This window comes from Paenibacillus albidus, assembly GCF_014644435.1.
Lineage (GTDB): Bacteria > Bacillota > Bacilli > Paenibacillales > Paenibacillaceae > Paenibacillus_AQ > Paenibacillus_AQ albidus.
In genome coordinates this window covers 145,153-160,351 of sequence record NZ_BMKR01000001.1, presented here as the reverse complement: position 1 = coordinate 160,351, position 15,199 = coordinate 145,153, and the positions used below count along the sequence as shown (strand labels likewise).

Sequence of the window (15,199 nt, the reverse complement as noted above, 5' to 3'; positions counted from 1 at the left end):
CGCAATGCATGGAGACGAACACAGGCAGGGATCGAATCGAACAGGCACGGCAGGAACTGAACCGACTTGCATTAGAATTCGGTATGCAGGATTCCAGGGTGCTTCGTCAATCTGTAATACTGGATGCGCTCATCAACGAGTATATTGACAGCAGCAGTGCAGATAAGGACAACAGTTTTTTGAGTGATTAATATAGCGGGGATTGGAAACGGGGGTGTCTCAAAAGCCATGAAATGGCTGCTGGGACACCCCCATTTATTTTGCGTAAAATCCCAGGTAAGTGCTTGGGTGGACGCTCCGCGAGCGGACCGTTGTTCCGACTGCGTGCGACTCACTGTTTCAAAGAGCAGACATCCCCAAATCCCCTCGTTCATATCGTCAATGACGTCATCCACCGGCTGGACGACGTGATCTGCGAGAATCTTCTGAAATAAGCGGTCCAACGGGAAGTTAAGCCATCGGACAACCGCTAGGTATCACCCAGCAGTTCGTGCAGCATACCCTTCCGGTCATTCATGAATGCCTTGGTTACACTGAAATGTTCTGTCTCCTCCAGATCAACGGGCCGCATGGCCTCCCCCTCCAGCAGGAAGATCTCCGCACCGGGATAAGACATCAGAATTGGCGAGTGGGTAGCGATAATGAACTGCGAATGCTGCAACACCAGCTCATGCATGCGGACCAGCAGCGACATCTGGCGTACGGGTGACAAGGCGGCCTCGGGCTCATCCAGAATATAGAGGCCACGGCCGCCGAAACGGTGAACAAATGCTGCGAAAAAAGACTCACCATGGGACTGCTCATGGAGGGACTTGCCGCCATATGAGTCTTTGATAGGCGGTTGTGCACACTCCCCGGGATCTTCATCATTATCCAATTCATCAATATAAGAAGCGACATTATAATAGCTCTCCGCCCGGAGAAAAAAGCCGTCCTTCGGGCGCTTCACGCCTCTGGCGATTCTCAGAAACTCATACAGGCTGGAGTGGGAGGAACGGGTGTTGAAAGAGAAGTTAAGGGTTCCCCCTTCGGGGTTGAAGCCCCAGGCTGCCGCTATGCCTTCCAGCAGGGTTGACTTTCCTGTCCCATTCTCGCCTACCAGAAAGGTAACCGGTTTCGTAAATACCAGGCGCTCCAGATTGCGTACCGCAGGGAGTACGAAGGGATAGGCCTCGAAGGAAGGAACCTGATCACGGAGCAGCTCTACATGGCGCATATACAACATGGGGTTATTCATGGTGGTCCTCCTTGCCGATTAGAATAGCTGCTTCAAGTATAACAGCTTCTCTAAGTGGATACATTCGGCAAAGGTTCGGGCCGGCCGGGCGAAAGACAGGGGGCATCTGCCAATTTCCTGCGGCTACAGACAGATGTCCATGAGGCGGGTGCTGACTCCGCATATAGTACTACTGTCTTGAGAATACAACGGGGCAGGGTGAAAGCCGTGAGAGCAAAGAAGAGAAAAGCACGTCCACGGGAGTACCGTGACGGATACAAGGATGGTTACCATCTAGGGATGTGCGAAGCTGTGCAGCGCTTGAATCCTCCAGTGGTGGGGGTATGCCGCCCGTTCAAGCTGATGTATGTTCCCCAAGGATTTGAAGCGATTGATACGGGCGTTGCAGAGGCGCTGGGTCAGCTGATCAGTGAACTGGTGTTCAGTACTCCTGAAACCATGCTGGAAACTGCGGCCCGGGAGAAGCCACAGGCCGTGCTGGTAATGAACGGCCTGCATACGTTCCCGGGCAATCATCTGGAACAGGTGGATGAGATCCGCAGGCTGGGGATCACAACGGCCATCTGGTTTGTGGATGACCCTTACTTTACAGAGGACACCTCTACGATATGCAGCCATTACAATCATGTGTTCACCCACGAGCTGGGGTGCGTGGAATTCTACCGTGCGCTTGGCGTAGAATCCGTTCATTATCTGCCGCTGTGCGTGAACCCGGCGATGTTCCATCCGCGGCGCACCGGCCCGCAATACCAATACGATATTGTATTTATCGGCAATGCCTTCTATAACCGGACGGAGCTGTTCGACAAGCTGGCTCCCTTTCTGCAGGGGAAGAAGGTGCTTATTGCCGGAGGCTTCTGGGAACGTCTGTCAGCTTATGAACAGCTGTCCCCTTTTATCAAAAACGGCTTTATCCCGCCGGAAGAAACTGCGAATTATTACAGTGGTGCGAAGCTTGTTATTAACATTCACCGTCCGTGGGGGGCGGGTCAGGACAACCGCAATTCATTTGCACTTCCTTCACGCTCCATTAATCCCCGGACCTATGAGATCAGCGCTTGCGGCACGATGCAGCTCACCGATGTCCGTGAGGATTTGGGCAATTTCTATCGTCCCGGATACGATCTGGATACTTTTGGCTCTGCTGAAGAATTACAGCAGAAAATGGATTATTACCTCAAGCATGAGAAGGAACGCCGCCTGTATGCTGTACGCGGCCTGCATACCACTTTGCGCCATCATACGTTTACGGCGCGTCTTCCCCATCTGCTGAATATCATTGGCGCACAGGTCTAACCAATTTCTTATGGGATAAAGGAGCGATTATTTATGAACAACACTGAATTTATATTGCCAGCCCCGCCGCTGCCTCTGACGCCTGCAGAAGAAGAAAAACTGCGGGGCCGCTTGAGCGGATTCAAGGGGGGCTACGATGAAGGGTATCTGCGGGGCCGTCTTGCGGCGATGAATGCACGTCCCGAAGAAGTGCCGCCGATACGCAATATTCATGTCATGTACGTAGCTTCCGGCAAAGGTTATCCGTATTCTCCGCTGGATGATGCGGTTCTCGCGGCTTTGCAGAAATTAACGGCTCAGGTCACGATTACCGATGTCCGGCAAAATCTGATGGAGCTGGCGGCAACGCAGCGCCCGGATCTGGTTCTGGTGCTGGACGGCATGGATCTGGAGCTGGAACAGATCTCGTTGCTGCGCGGATTGGGAATCCGGACAGCAATTTGGCTTACAGATGATCCGTATTATACCGATTTCACGGCAAAAATCGTCGCGCATTACGATTATGTCTTTACGCTTGAGCGAAACTGTCTGGATTTCTACCGGGGAATGGGCTGCCCTGAGGTACATTATTTGCCCTTTGCCGCCCATCGTGAGCATTATCAGCCAACCATTACCCGTTCGGCCGTGCAGCGGGATATCAGCTTCATCGGTTCCGCCTATTGGAACCGTGTGACGTTCTTCCGGGAAATTATGCCGGACCTGATGACCTACAATACGGTCATCAACGGAATCTGGTGGGACCGCCTGCCGGAGGCTCCGCTGTACGGAGAGCGTATCGAGATCGGCAAATGGATGTCCCCTGTGGAGACGGCAATGACCTACAGTGGCTCCAAAATAGTCATTAATCTTCACCGCTCCCACATCGACGAGGTGGTCAATAACAACACGCTGATGATTCCGGCAGCTTCGCCGAATCCGCGTACCTTTGAAATCGCCGCCAGCGGCACGCTGCAGCTGAGTGATGCCAGGGATGACTTGGGCTCTTTTTATAAAGTGGGCGAAGAAATAGATACATTCGCAAGCCCGCAGGAATTGATGGAGAAGATCCGTTATTACCTAACCCATGAAGAAGAACGCCGCTCCATGGTTCTGCGTGCCTTTGAACGGACACTGAAGGATCATACCTACACCAAACGGCTGGATCAGATGCTGAACATTATTTACCGCTGACCGGGACCCTTTAGTTGAAGCAGTACTGGAATTGTGCATTAACCCGGGGGACAGATGTCGTGCCGGCATCCGTATCCCTTCTATATACTGAAGTACCGGATTTGGCGTCTGCCTGCTCTCCATGCGGGAGTGCTGCGGAATAACTTTCAGGGAGGTGAATGGCTGCTCCAAGCCCCTTATCCGGGAGCGCCAATACGCCATGACCGACAAAGCAACCATCGTCCTCTTTTCCCACGTTTCCAATGTACGGAGCATTACGGGAGCGGAGAAGCTGCTGCTGTTCTTTTGCCGGGAGCTCTCCCCCTATTTCAATTGTATTCTCGTCGCCCCCCAGGACGGCAAGCTGACACGCAAGGCCAGACTCTCCGGCATAGATGTGCATCTGATGTCGATTCCGCTGGTATACGGGATGTATACACCGTATGCGGGACTGGAAGCCGATATCCGCAAATTCCAGGACAGCAAGGAGAACCGGGAGTTGAGCGAGTGGCTGGCTGTTCTTCGCCCGGCATTCATTATTACCAGCACCTGCGTCCATGTCCTGCCGGCCATAGCAGCCAAATCGCTGGGCATTCCGGTGGTCTGGAAAATCTCCGAGACGATTACTGACAACGAGCATACACCGATCAGTGTAGACATCATTCACCGCAACAGCGATGAGATCCTGGTAATCTCGCATACGGCTGCATCCTGTTTCCCGGAGGATATCCGGCAGAGCAAGGTGACACATCTGCCTCCTTCCTGGAATGATGCCGATATCATGCTGGAAGCCTGGAGCAAGCTGCGGGGTGAGCGGCGCCGCGAACTGCAGATTCGGCCCGGTGAGAAGCTGGTCGGGTATATCTCCTCCTTTATCAATAAGGAAAAGGGACTTGAGCATTTCGTGAAAATGGCGGTGCTGGTAGCGGCTGTTCATCCGGAAGCAAGGTTCATGGTCATCGGTACACCGGGTGACAAAAGCTATTACGAACGTTGTGTGCGCAAAGTAAAGCTGGAAGGCCTTAACCCGCACTTTAAATTTATCGGGTACGAAGAAAGTCTTCCCGCCGCATATTGTGCCATGGATGTGCTGGTCGTACCCAGCCTCATCCGGGAAGGCTTCGGGATGACGGCTCTGGAAGGGCTGGCTTTTGGAAAGCCGGTAGTTGCCTACAGCTCCGGCGGACTGCGTGAAATCCTGCACGCGGCAGGTTGTGCGGATTACCTGGTTGCGGCCGACGACATCGACGGCCTGGCCGGTAAGGTGGGCATGCTGCTGGCGAATCCGGAGCTTGCGGCCGCCATAGGCAGCCAGGCGCGGGAGCGTGTGGTTGCCGCCTATGGGCCGGCAGCCTATCGCGTGCGCCTGCAAGGGTATGCGGAGAGGTGGAACCTCCGCTTCTGCACTGCGCCGCCGGAGCCGCAGGCCGCACCGGCGGTGGAGCTTCCGCCCGGTGGCGAAGCCCCGGGCGAGCCTGAAGCGGCGGCCGCGCCGCGCCGCAAGGGCCTGCCACGCCGCGCCGCCCGGCTCCGGCGCGGCAAGCTCCGGCGCGGCCGGCTGCGCCGCGCCAAAGGCCGCCGCCGCGCTGAGCTGAAGCGGCGGGCCCGGACGGCGCGGCGGCGGAGCACCGCCGGCAAGCGACGGAGCGCGGCGCGGCGCTCCGGCCGCCGCCGCAAGGCGGGATAGCGCCGGCGGCCACGCGGCGGCGCTTGCTCGCGCTGCCCGCTGACGCTGCCCGCTGACGCTGCCCGCTGACGCTGCCCGCTGACGCTGCCCGCTGACGCTGCCCGCTGACGCTGCCCGCTGACGCTGCCCGCTGACGCTGCCCGCTGACGCTGACGCTGACGTTGCACGCGCCGGATTGCTCACCGCAGTCGAGACTCATTCGACACCGTCTTTACACCATGCTCCTTACCGGGAGCGAGCCAAGGGAATCATTCGCCGCCGCGATAAAGGGATTTTCACCCACTAATTTAGGGTTTTGGGCTCCTTTCAGCCCGTTAGCAGGAATTTTGCCCACTAATTGCCGAAGAAAGCCCGTTTTTAGCGGAATGAAGCAAGAATAGTGGGAATTATTCCTGTTAATCTCACAATGTTAATGTATTGGACTGATTTAGAGGGAGTTTTTCCCGCTAAATCCCCGTTCTCTACTACCGTTATTTGAGGTGGATGACTTCCGCCACCTATTTCAAAGAAGGCAGGGGAGTGAATTCATGAAGATCATGACGATTTTGGGCACACGGCCTGAAATCATCCGCCTCAGTGTGATTATTCCGCTTCTCGACAAACATGCAGAACGTCATGTACTGGTGCACACCGGGCAGAATTTCACCGCCAGTCTCAGCGGGATTTTCTTTGCCGAGCTTGGGCTGCGGGCACCGGACTATGTACTGCAGGATAAGCAGGCAGGTCTTGGCGGACAGCTGGCCGCGATGTTCGGCGGGCTGGAGCCAATCCTGCTGAAGGAGCAGCCGGACCGGATTCTGCTGCTGGGCGATACGAACAGTGCGCTCTGTGCGATTCTGGCCGAGCGGATGGGGATTCCGGTCGTGCATATGGAGGCGGGCAACCGCTGCTTTGACCTCAAAGTGCCGGAGGAGAAAAACCGCCGTGTCATCGATGCGGTCTCGACCATAAATATGCCCTATACACAGCAGAGCAAACGGCATCTGCTGAGTGAAGGTTTTCCAAGCGCACGTATTGTCCTTACGGGCAACCCGATTCATGAGGTCTTGTCTCATTACAAGCAGCATATTGAAGCCAGTGATATCCTGGAACGGCTCCAGCTTACGGCGGGCGAATATTTCCTGGTCACTGCGCACCGGGCCGAGAATGTGGATGATCCTGAAGCGCTGATACAGATTATGTCGGGCCTGAACGCCGTGGCTGAGCATTTTGGGATCCGCCTGATTTGCAGCATCCATCCCCGTACCCGCTCCAGATTGACGGAGCAGTTTCCGCTTACGATGCACCCTCTCGTTGAATTTCATGAGCCGTTTGGATTTTTTGATTTTGTCTATCTGGAACAGCACGCCTGGTGTGCGATTACCGACAGCGGCACCGTTCAAGAGGAATGTTGTCTGATGGGTGTCCCTACCGTGACGATCCGCCGCACAACCGAACGTCCGGAGACTGTGGATTGCGGCAGCAACGTGGTCTCCGGCGTGGATCAGCATCATATATTGCGCTGCGTTAAGCTCATGACGGCAATGAGCCGCAGCTGGGAGGCGCCGGAGGGGTATTTGACACCGGACGTCTCGGTCAAGGTAGCCAAATTATTGCTTGGAGGGAATCTGCATGTTCAATAATAAACGGATTATGGTCACAGGCGGCACCGGTTCCTGGGGGCATGAGCTGATCAGGCAGCTTCTCCCGCAGAATCCCAAAGAAATCATTATCTTTTCCCGCAGCGAGTCGGCCCAGGTGGCGATGAGCCGCGAATTCGAGGACAGCCGCCTAACCTTCATCATTGGCGATATCCGTGATAAGGATGCACTGGTCTTGGCCTGCCGGGGCGTGGATTTCGTCTTCCATCTGGCGGCGCTTAAGCATGTGCCCGTGTGTGAAGACCAGCCTTACGAAGCACTGAAGACCAATGTCGTCGGCACCCAGAATGTTATTGAGGCAGCGGTCGCCAATAATGTGGAGAAGGCCATTTACATCTCTACCGATAAAGCCGCCAATCCGTCCAACTTCTACGGCATGACCAAAGCCATCGGCGAGAAGTTGTTCGTATATGCCAATCTGCTGGGGTCGGGAACCCGGTTTGTGACTGTGCGTGGCGGCAATGTTCTCGGCACGAATGGCAGTGTGGTTCATTTATTCATGAAGCAGATCAAGGAAAAGGGCCAGGTGCGTATTACCGATATGAACATGACCCGGTTCTTTTTTACCCTGCGCGATGCGATAACACTGCTGTTTAAAGCGTCGGAGGTCAGTCTTGGCGGTGAGATTTTTGTCATGACTATGCCTACCTGCCGGATCATTGACTTGGCCGAAGTGTTGATCGAAGACTCCGGGGTCACGAGTGTCAGCATTATAGAAACGGGAATCCGGCCTGGAGAGAAAATCCATGAAATTCTGATGAGCGACTTTGAAAGCCTGACGACGGTGGTCTACGATGAGCAGTATCTGGTCATCCTTCCTACCCTGGATATGCCGGAGCTGAAGGAGCACTACAAAGGGTATCCGCATGTCTCCTTTAACAGCTTCAGTTCGGAGACTAACCTGATGAACCGCCATGAGATTAAAGAGATTCTGATTCAGGGAGGTTTTCTGCAATGAAGCTGCTTATCCTCGGCGGAAACGGTATGGCGGGTCATATGCTGGCGGATTATTTCCGCCGCCAAGGCAAGCATCACGTCTTCCATACAACCCGGGATAAGCATGATCTCGGCGGATTGTATGTAGATGCCGACGATATTGCCGGCGTGGAGAAGCTGGTGGATATCGTGGCTCCCCACTGCATCATCAATGCGATGGGCGTGCTGAATCAATTTGCAGAACGGGACAAAATAGGAGCCTACCATGTCAACGGGTTCCTGCCCCACCGGCTGCGGCGGGCAGCAGATGCCGTTCATGCCCGGCTGATCCACATCAGTACCGACTGCGTGTTCGAAGGGACACGCGGCGGTTATACCGAAGACGATGTGCCTGATGGTACCTCCGTATATGCCATTACCAAAAGTCTGGGAGAGGTACGCGAGTCCGGTCATCTGACGATCCGCACCTCCATTATCGGGCCGGAAATCCGCGCCGGGGGCATCGGGCTGATGGAATGGTTCCTGGGCCAAACGGGGCGGGTATCCGGGTACCGCCGCGTAATGTGGAACGGGGTCACGACCCTTGAATTGGCCAAAGCCGTGGATTCACTGCTGGATTCCAAGCTGTCGGGCCTGGTTCATCTGGCTCACCCGTCTCCGGTAAGCAAATATGAGCTGCTCCGGCAGATGCAGAGTGCTTTTGACAAAACGGATGTGGAGATTGTCCCGGAAGATGAGCCTGTTCAGGACCGGACACTTGTGAGCACAAGGGCGGATGTTGTATTTGATCTCCCGTCCTATGCTGTTATGCTGGCGGAGCTTGCCGACTGGATGAAGCGGCCGGGAGTGGCCTCATGAAAGGGCAGAGACTGCTGATTACCGGAGCGGGCGGTTTTACCGGACGGCATGCCGTCGATTATTTCTCAGCTGCCGGTGCCGAGGTTACTGCGGTGCTGCGCCGCAGGCCGGGGGCAGCGTCCGGAGCATGTTCCGGCTCAGCCTCTGCTGAATCAGACCTGTTCCCGGAAGGAGTTAAGGTGTACGTCTGTGATCTGAGTGACCGGCAGGCTGTCGCCACCATGATTGCGGATACGGCTCCGGAGGAGGTGCTCCATCTCGCGGGACGCAACTCGGTTCCGGAATCCTGGAAGGACCCCATGCTCTATATGGAGACGAATGTCATGGCTACCTTGTATTTGCTGGAGGCCATGCGGAGCTTCCCGTCCAGCCGTATTCTGGTCGCCGGCTCCCGCCTGAAATACAGACCGGGCCTGGCGGAAGGGCCTCCTCATCCTTACAGTCTCAGTAAGACCATGGAAGAGCTGGCGGCACTTGCCTGGGGAACCTTGTTCAAGCAGCCTATCCTGCTGGCGGAACCTTGCAATCTGATTGGTCCCGGCCCTTCCACCGGCTTCTGCTCCTTGCTCGCCCGGCATATTGTCCGTAGTGAAGCAGGTCTGCCTTCACCACCGTTTAAACTGTCTTCCCGGTATGCCAAACGTGATTTCCTGGATGTGAGAGACGCAGTACGGGCTTACGAATATATCCTGCAAAGCGGTGAGCTCGGGACTGTCTATAGCATTGATTCCGGCACTCCCCGCCAGCTTGGAGAGATCACGGAGCAGATGGTGGAGCGTTCAACGGTAAAGGTAGAGGTTGATTGGGGGCCCGAAACCCAAAGGCCTGCGGAATCGGCACAACCGTCGGCCCGCGCTCAACTGCCGCATCAACAGCCGGCAGCGGATGGTTCTGGCCAGCCTGAGGACCTGGAAATACCGGAAGTTAGCGCCACTGTGCTCGGCTGGGCCCCGGGCATCGGGCTCGGGCAGTCGCTGGCAGATATTCTGGAGTACACCCGGGCGAACGGAGAGGAGAGATGATATTGAAACCCAAAGTATCGGTAGTCATTCCTTTTTATAATTGTCCTTATATTGAGCAGGCGCTGCAAAGCGTATTCTCCCAATCGTGGAAGCCCTATGAGATCATTGTAGTGGATGACGGCTCAACCCAACATAGGGATCGTCTCATGCCTTATCTGTCCCGGATTCATTATTTGGGCAAAGCCAATGGCGGGACGGCTACGGCGCTGAATCACGGCATTCGTCATGCTACGGGGGATTACGTTGCCTGGCTCAGCTCCGATGATATGTTCTATTATGACAAAATCAACAATCAGGTTTCGTTCATGGAAGAGAACCGCCTGCTCATTTCCTATACGAATTTCAATTATATTAACGGATCTTCCCAGTTGATTCAGCAGAACGCCGCAGCTCTTTTTCCCAATCACCTGGAGTATTTACGCTGTTTTCTGCAAGGGAATCCGATCAACGGCTGCACGGTAATGTTTAAGAAGGAAGTGTTCGGAGCCATTGGACTTTTTGATGAGGCTTTGCCTTACACCCATGATTATGACCTGTGGTTCCGGGCTATCCTGAACGGTTATGCGCCGGTTATGCTGAATCAATCGTTGACGGCTTACCGGCAGCATGAAGGAATGGGAACGATCAAGCATTATGACACTATAATGGCTGAAGCTGCGGCAACCAACGCCCGCTACCATGGACTGCTCCGGGGCTTGATCTCCTCCATGGGAGGCTGACAGTCCGGGCCTGCGGACCACCATAAGGGGGGAAGAGGATGTACCGGGAGATTGAAGTGATTGACTTTCTGCCCGTGCTGCTGGAACAGCTGAAATTCTCGGAGAGTATTCTGGATATCGGGAGCGGTACAGGGGTCTTGCTCGAAAAGTACGGGGCATCCGTGGTGCTGGGACTCGATATTCACCGCCCTTATCTGCTGCACCGCAGGTATACTTCACCGCATATCATTCCGGTGAATGCGGATGCCTCTGATATGGCTCGGCTGTTTTTACCGGGGACCTTTTCCGCCGTAACCTTTATTGATTCCCTGGAGCATTTTTCAATGGAACAAGGTAAAAGGCTGCTCGGCATGGCAGAACAGATTGCAACGTGCCGAGTGGTGGTGTTCACTCCGCGGGGGTTTTTCCCCCAGGAAGACATCGATCATTTTCATTTGCAGGGGGAGCAATATCAAAAGCATCACAGCGGCTGGGAGCCGGAGGATTTTCTGAAGCTGGGTTATGCTGTAACGGTGCTGAAGGGCTATCACCATGCGGGGAATCCGTCATTTCGTAAAGCATTTGGCGACGATCACGCTCCGCTGGATGCCCTGCTCGCCTGCAAAACCATATAGGCACAGAACCTCGGGATGAAGGAGGTGAGCGCATGAACAAAGAGCCTAAAGTATCTATAGTCATCCCATTTTATAATTGCCCCTATGTGGATCGGGCTGTACAAAGCGCGTTAGATCAGACTTATCCCTGCCTGGAGATCATTGTCGTTGACGACGGCTCTACGCGGGAGAAGGAGAAGCTGGAATCCTTCAAAGAAAAAATTATTTATATTCCCAAATCCAATGGCGGCACCGCCTCCGCTCTGAACCGTGGTATAGAGCGGGCGAGCGGCACCTATTTTGCCTGGTTAAGTGCCGATGATCTGTTCCATCCGCACAAAATCGCACGGCAGATGGAGAGGCTGCAGCATACCGGAACGTTGTTTAACCATACCGGTTATTATTACATCAATGAACTGGGGACTCGTATCTCCGAGCCGGTCCGGATGCCTATATATAATAAAGGTGAGCTGGTAGAGACGATGATGACGGGATGTCCGGTAAACGGAAGTTCCGTCCTGTTGCATATGGATATTTTCCGGAAAGTGGGGTTGTTTAACGAATCCTTTCTGTATACTCAGGACTATGACCTGTGGCTGCGTATTTTGCCGCACTATGAATGGTCGTATATAGAAGAGCCCTTGCTGGACTACCGGGTGCATAAGGAGATGGGTTCTGTCGTTCATAAGGAGGCGCAGACACAAGAAATTAAAGGGGTTCAAGCCAAACACCGCGAGATTCTCTCACGTCTTTTGCGGAAGGAGAGAGGCGGATGAAAATTACCTTTCCGGTTCTGACACTCTCCAGGGGAGGCGCGCAGCGAATGCTGGCAGAGCTGGCCAACCGCCTGGCCGAGAACGGTCATGACGTCGTTATTCTTATGCCGGGTGATGGGGTTGTGGAATATCCGATGAGGTGCAAGGTTGTCTATGCGGAGACGGGTGTGCTGACGGAGAGTGATTTTCCCTATGCCGACGTAATTGTATCCAATTACTATACAACCGTGTCCGTTTCACACAAGGCCAGCCATATGGGCAAAGGGGTTCATATCCGGCTGGCGCTCTGTTATGAACCGATTTTTCTCCCTGATAACAACCAGTCTTTTGCCTCATATCACATGACTCAGAATCTGCTTGTGTTGTCTCGCTGGCAGCAGGAGATTATCCGGATCAATCACGGTATCAAGGGGACTATCGTGCCGATCGGCCTGAACCCCGACTTTCGCAATCTGCATGTCCGGGATCAGACGGAACGCAGACTGGTGATCTCCGCTATTCTCCGCAAGCCGGAAGGGGGATTCTCAGGCCACCGGGAACAGGAATATCTCCTGCAGCAGTTAAATTTGGTGAAGGATATCTATCCCGGAGTAGAGCTGTATCTGATCGTACCTCCAGGTGAGTATGCCGGGTCCCCGGAACTCCAGCAGCTAGTTGCGAATCCTCGATATCATCTGCGGACGCCTGCCGACGATGCAGAGCTCTGCTTTCATTATAATGAAAGCAATATTTTTGTTAGCTCCAGCACAAGTGACAGCGGATCATTGCCGGGACTGGAGGCCATGCGCTGCGGAGCGGCACTGGTCACAGTCTATTCAGGCGGCAATATGGAGTATGGCAGACATGGGCATAATTGTCTGATGTCCTACCGGTACGAGGACCGGCTGGCGCTCGATATCATCACGTTGATTGCGCAGAAGGACCTGCGCCTGCGCCTTGCCCGTAGAGGGGAGGAAGATTCCATGTCTTTTACCTGGGCAAAAAGTATGGAAATCTTTCAGGCTGAGCTGTTTGAAATTATGTCCAGATCCTAATGACTGCCTGGCGAACAAAAAAAGAACCTTCAATACCACGCGGAACTTCAGTGGCTTGAGGGTTCTTTTCCCGTTTAAAAAATAGCAAACGAGTTCAGCATTTCCCGGAAGGAATGGGCGTACCGCTCCGCACCGAAGCTGGCCTCCATATGTGCTCTTCCCTGTGTCTGAATCGTTTGGCGGAGCGGGAGATTATCCATTAGCTCAAGGCCTTCCGCGGCAGCGGCTTCAATATTGCCGAGCGGGTAGAATTTGCCGGAGGCGTTATGAACAATAAAGGAGCGTACGCCATCGGAATCGGTACTGAGCACAGGGCAGCCGCAGCAGATCGCTTCCGCCACAGCATATCCGAAACCCTCCGTGATCGAGGTGGATAGCAGGAAGCCGCCTGAAGCGGCAATAGAGGAATAATATACCGGCATTTGCGCATTCGGGATATTCGTGAATACATTCAGCCGGTCGTTTTGCTTGCTGGCATGCAGTTCGATATCGAAGGCTTCCCTTTCCTCCTCGGTTGCCAGATCAGGGTCGTGGAACATCCAAAGATGCAAATCAGGCTTGCTGCGGCGGATCTGCCGGGCGATTTGCAGGTATTCCCGCCAATTTTTGTTGCTCTCCAGCCGCCCTACCCAGGCAATGACGGGGTCATGCGGGGCTTCTCCCGGGATAGGGCGGAAGGACTGGACATCGACAATATTAGGGATAATATAACGGTGCAGCCAGGGGCATATGGATATAAACAGCTCCAGCAAATGCGTCGTAGGCGGAATCAGTACCGCATTGCAGTAGGCTTGCAGATAAGGCACTGCTTCCCGGATGATCAGCTCGGCATCACTCCGTTTGCCAAGTCCTTGGGATTCATAAATCAGAACTCCGTCATAACCCAGACGGCGAAGACGTTCCAGCAGTAAAAAATCGGACGTTACAATAATGGCATCATAATGATGCGTATCCAGAATCCCCTTGATTTCTGTATCCAAGGAGGTGATAAATACCGGGAAGCTGGTGCAGGCCTGCGCGCCTGTACCGGGCCTCAGATACAGCACATGGCATTCAATGCCGCTGCTCTGCAGACTCTCACATCGCAGTCTGTTCAGCGTTTCCACCCCGCCACTGGGTACGTAAAATGTGAATAGAACCCTCATGCTCACCCCTCCTGACTTTTGACGAGCAACACCGGCTTTGGCCAAAGATATGCTTACTGTTTATAAGATACGCCGCTGCACCCCGGCAGGTGACGGTTAAAGAGCAGTATGCCAAATCCTTTCAGGATAGCTTGTTCCGAAGCAGGCTATCCTAACGATTGTTACAATGCACAACATACAACTTATGAGATGGAGGATGAATTCATGTTGCGTTCCAGGATCAGCATGTCAGTCTCTGCCGCGCTGCTTGCCGGCGTGGTAAGCATTACAGGGTGCGGAACAAACAATACGGCCGGGGAAGTAACCACAAAAAATACCCGTGGAGCCCAGGACGGACGCTTGAGCGTGAATTCCGTGAATCGCGCCCATTCCATGGATAACATGGAGATGAGCGAGGAGCTGTCTGAACGGATTGCAGCGATGGCGGATATCCGTTCAGCCAATGTGTTGGTGGCCGGAAGAAGCGCCTATGTGGCAGTCACTCTGGATGAAGCTGCAGGAGGTACACATACCAGAGGCAACACACAATACAATGCCAGAAATACAATGCCGGGTACAGGCAGAACAATGCCGGGTACGGACGGAGCGATGAATGGTACAGGTGCTACCATGAACGGCACGAACGGCTCTATGGCGGGCCCTGGTGGTGCCATGGGCGGTACAGGCCAAGGTATGAGAGGTACTGCGGACACAAACACGAACGGTACGGACATGATGGATAATCGTGGAATGAAGCGTGATGTTGATATGGGTCTGGGAAGAGGCCTGCGCAATGATGCAGCAGATACAGGAATAGATGACGGGCTCGATACAGGAATTAGAAACCGTGGTGCCGGCTTGGGCAACACCACAAATGCCGGAACAGAGACGGTAACCCGCGAGATTAAGGACAGAGTTTCTTCTGAAATTAAAAAGCAGGCTCCAAATATCGATACGGTCTATGTATCGGCTAATCCTGAATTTGTGGATCGTGTGGGTATGTTTGCCGAAGAGACCCGGGCAGGACACCCAATTAGGGGTTTTGCCAATGAATTCGGGACCATGGTGGAGCGGATTTTTCCGACACGGGGCCGATAAACAGGAAGTATTTCCAATGGTAAAAGCAAA

15 protein-coding genes are annotated in these 15,199 nt (G+C 54.2%); 13 read left to right on the top strand and 2 right to left on the bottom strand.

Features of this window, described 5'->3' with window-relative positions; translation table 11 throughout:
- The first annotated feature begins 8 nt into the window (after positions 1 to 8).
- A complete protein-coding gene (locus IEY53_RS00690; RefSeq protein WP_189021699.1) occupies positions 9 to 191 on the top strand; it encodes an aspartyl-phosphate phosphatase Spo0E family protein in 183 nt (60 codons plus the stop codon).
- 278 nt (positions 192 to 469) lie between these two features.
- On the opposite strand, the gene IEY53_RS00685 is transcribed toward IEY53_RS00690, so the two are convergent.
- A complete protein-coding gene (locus IEY53_RS00685) occupies positions 470 to 1,237 on the bottom strand; it encodes an AAA family ATPase (RefSeq protein WP_189021698.1) in 768 nt (255 codons plus the stop codon).
- Between the two features lie 207 nt (positions 1,238 to 1,444).
- On the opposite strand from IEY53_RS00685, the gene IEY53_RS00680 reads away from it, so the two are divergent.
- From IEY53_RS00680 to IEY53_RS00630, 11 genes are all read left to right on the top strand, one after another.
- On the top strand, positions 1,445 to 2,533 hold the full coding sequence (locus tag IEY53_RS00680; RefSeq protein ID WP_229695900.1) for a CgeB family protein: 1,089 nt from the start codon (positions 1,445 to 1,447) through the stop codon (positions 2,531 to 2,533).
- Between the two features lie 33 nt (positions 2,534 to 2,566).
- Complete coding sequence (locus tag IEY53_RS00675) at positions 2,567 to 3,703, top strand: CgeB family protein (protein WP_189021697.1); 1,137 nt, start codon at positions 2,567 to 2,569, stop codon at positions 3,701 to 3,703.
- A 199-nt stretch (positions 3,704 to 3,902) separates the two neighbouring features.
- Positions 3,903 to 5,369, top strand: a complete 1,467-nt coding sequence (locus IEY53_RS00670; RefSeq protein WP_189021696.1) for a glycosyltransferase family 4 protein — start codon at positions 3,903 to 3,905, stop codon at positions 5,367 to 5,369.
- 527 nt (positions 5,370 to 5,896) lie between these two features.
- Positions 5,897 to 6,991, top strand: coding sequence for a non-hydrolyzing UDP-N-acetylglucosamine 2-epimerase (wecB, locus tag IEY53_RS00665; RefSeq protein ID WP_189021695.1), 1,095 nt, complete (start codon positions 5,897 to 5,899; stop codon positions 6,989 to 6,991).
- Positions 6,981 to 7,967: a polysaccharide biosynthesis protein gene (locus IEY53_RS00660; RefSeq protein WP_189021694.1), complete on the top strand. Its 987-nt coding sequence runs from the start codon at positions 6,981 to 6,983 to the stop codon at positions 7,965 to 7,967. Before wecB ends, IEY53_RS00660 begins: the two co-directional genes overlap by 11 nt.
- The gene (locus tag IEY53_RS00655; RefSeq protein ID WP_189021693.1) at positions 7,964 to 8,803 is read left to right on the top strand and encodes a dTDP-4-dehydrorhamnose reductase family protein; all 840 of its coding nucleotides are present in this window, start codon (positions 7,964 to 7,966) and stop codon (positions 8,801 to 8,803) included. Before IEY53_RS00660 ends, IEY53_RS00655 begins: the two co-directional genes overlap by 4 nt.
- Positions 8,800 to 9,825 carry an NAD-dependent epimerase/dehydratase family protein gene (locus IEY53_RS00650; protein ID WP_189021692.1) on the top strand — a complete coding sequence of 342 codons (1,026 nt, stop codon included), beginning with the start codon at positions 8,800 to 8,802 and terminating at the stop codon, positions 9,823 to 9,825. The genes IEY53_RS00655 and IEY53_RS00650 overlap by 4 nt, the downstream gene beginning before the upstream one ends.
- Before the next feature lie 2 nt (positions 9,826 to 9,827).
- Complete coding sequence (locus tag IEY53_RS00645; protein ID WP_189021691.1) at positions 9,828 to 10,544, top strand: glycosyltransferase; 717 nt, start codon at positions 9,828 to 9,830, stop codon at positions 10,542 to 10,544.
- Positions 10,545 to 10,582: 38 nt separating this feature from the next.
- Complete coding sequence (locus IEY53_RS00640; RefSeq protein ID WP_189021690.1) at positions 10,583 to 11,158, top strand: class I SAM-dependent methyltransferase; 576 nt, start codon at positions 10,583 to 10,585, stop codon at positions 11,156 to 11,158.
- Positions 11,159 to 11,190: 32 nt separating this feature from the next.
- Entirely contained in the window at positions 11,191 to 11,913 is a 723-nt protein-coding gene (locus tag IEY53_RS00635) for a glycosyltransferase (protein ID WP_189021689.1), read from the top strand.
- Positions 11,910 to 12,947, top strand: coding sequence for a glycosyltransferase family 4 protein (locus IEY53_RS00630; RefSeq protein WP_189021688.1), 1,038 nt, complete (start codon positions 11,910 to 11,912; stop codon positions 12,945 to 12,947). The genes IEY53_RS00635 and IEY53_RS00630 overlap by 4 nt, the downstream gene beginning before the upstream one ends.
- Before the next feature lie 74 nt (positions 12,948 to 13,021).
- Here the strand turns inward: IEY53_RS00630 and IEY53_RS00625 are convergent, their stop codons facing one another.
- Entirely contained in the window at positions 13,022 to 14,092 is a 1,071-nt protein-coding gene (locus IEY53_RS00625; RefSeq protein WP_189021687.1) for a glycosyltransferase family 4 protein, read from the bottom strand.
- 204 nt (positions 14,093 to 14,296) lie between these two features.
- Here IEY53_RS00625 and IEY53_RS00620 point away from each other — a divergent pair, with 204 nt between their 5' ends.
- The gene (locus tag IEY53_RS00620) at positions 14,297 to 15,169 is read left to right on the top strand and encodes a YhcN/YlaJ family sporulation lipoprotein (RefSeq protein ID WP_189021686.1); all 873 of its coding nucleotides are present in this window, start codon (positions 14,297 to 14,299) and stop codon (positions 15,167 to 15,169) included.
- Positions 15,170 to 15,199: the final 30 nt, after the last annotated feature.

Bases quoted from the DNA above. Each gene is read 5' to 3' on its own strand.
- IEY53_RS00620 (WP_189021686.1), top strand. From the start codon at position 14,297: ATGTTGCGTTCCAGGATCAGCATGTCAGTCTCTGCCGCGCTGCTTGCC.
- IEY53_RS00630 (WP_189021688.1), top strand. From the start codon at position 11,910: ATGAAAATTACCTTTCCGGTTCTGACACTCTCCAGGGGAGGCGCGCAG.
- IEY53_RS00625 (WP_189021687.1), bottom strand. From the start codon at position 14,092: ATGAGGGTTCTATTCACATTTTACGTACCCAGTGGCGGGGTGGAAACG.
- IEY53_RS00675 (WP_189021697.1), top strand. From the start codon at position 2,567: ATGAACAACACTGAATTTATATTGCCAGCCCCGCCGCTGCCTCTGACG.
- IEY53_RS00660 (WP_189021694.1), top strand. From the start codon at position 6,981: ATGTTCAATAATAAACGGATTATGGTCACAGGCGGCACCGGTTCCTGG.
- IEY53_RS00635 (WP_189021689.1), top strand. From the start codon at position 11,191: ATGAACAAAGAGCCTAAAGTATCTATAGTCATCCCATTTTATAATTGC.
- IEY53_RS00685 (WP_189021698.1), bottom strand. From the start codon at position 1,237: ATGAATAACCCCATGTTGTATATGCGCCATGTAGAGCTGCTCCGTGAT.
- IEY53_RS00670 (WP_189021696.1), top strand. From the start codon at position 3,903: ATGACCGACAAAGCAACCATCGTCCTCTTTTCCCACGTTTCCAATGTA.
- IEY53_RS00690 (WP_189021699.1), top strand. From the start codon at position 9: ATGGAGACGAACACAGGCAGGGATCGAATCGAACAGGCACGGCAGGAA.
- IEY53_RS00640 (WP_189021690.1), top strand. From the start codon at position 10,583: ATGTACCGGGAGATTGAAGTGATTGACTTTCTGCCCGTGCTGCTGGAA.
- IEY53_RS00650 (WP_189021692.1), top strand. From the start codon at position 8,800: ATGAAAGGGCAGAGACTGCTGATTACCGGAGCGGGCGGTTTTACCGGA.
- IEY53_RS00655 (WP_189021693.1), top strand. From the start codon at position 7,964: ATGAAGCTGCTTATCCTCGGCGGAAACGGTATGGCGGGTCATATGCTG.
- wecB (WP_189021695.1), top strand. From the start codon at position 5,897: ATGAAGATCATGACGATTTTGGGCACACGGCCTGAAATCATCCGCCTC.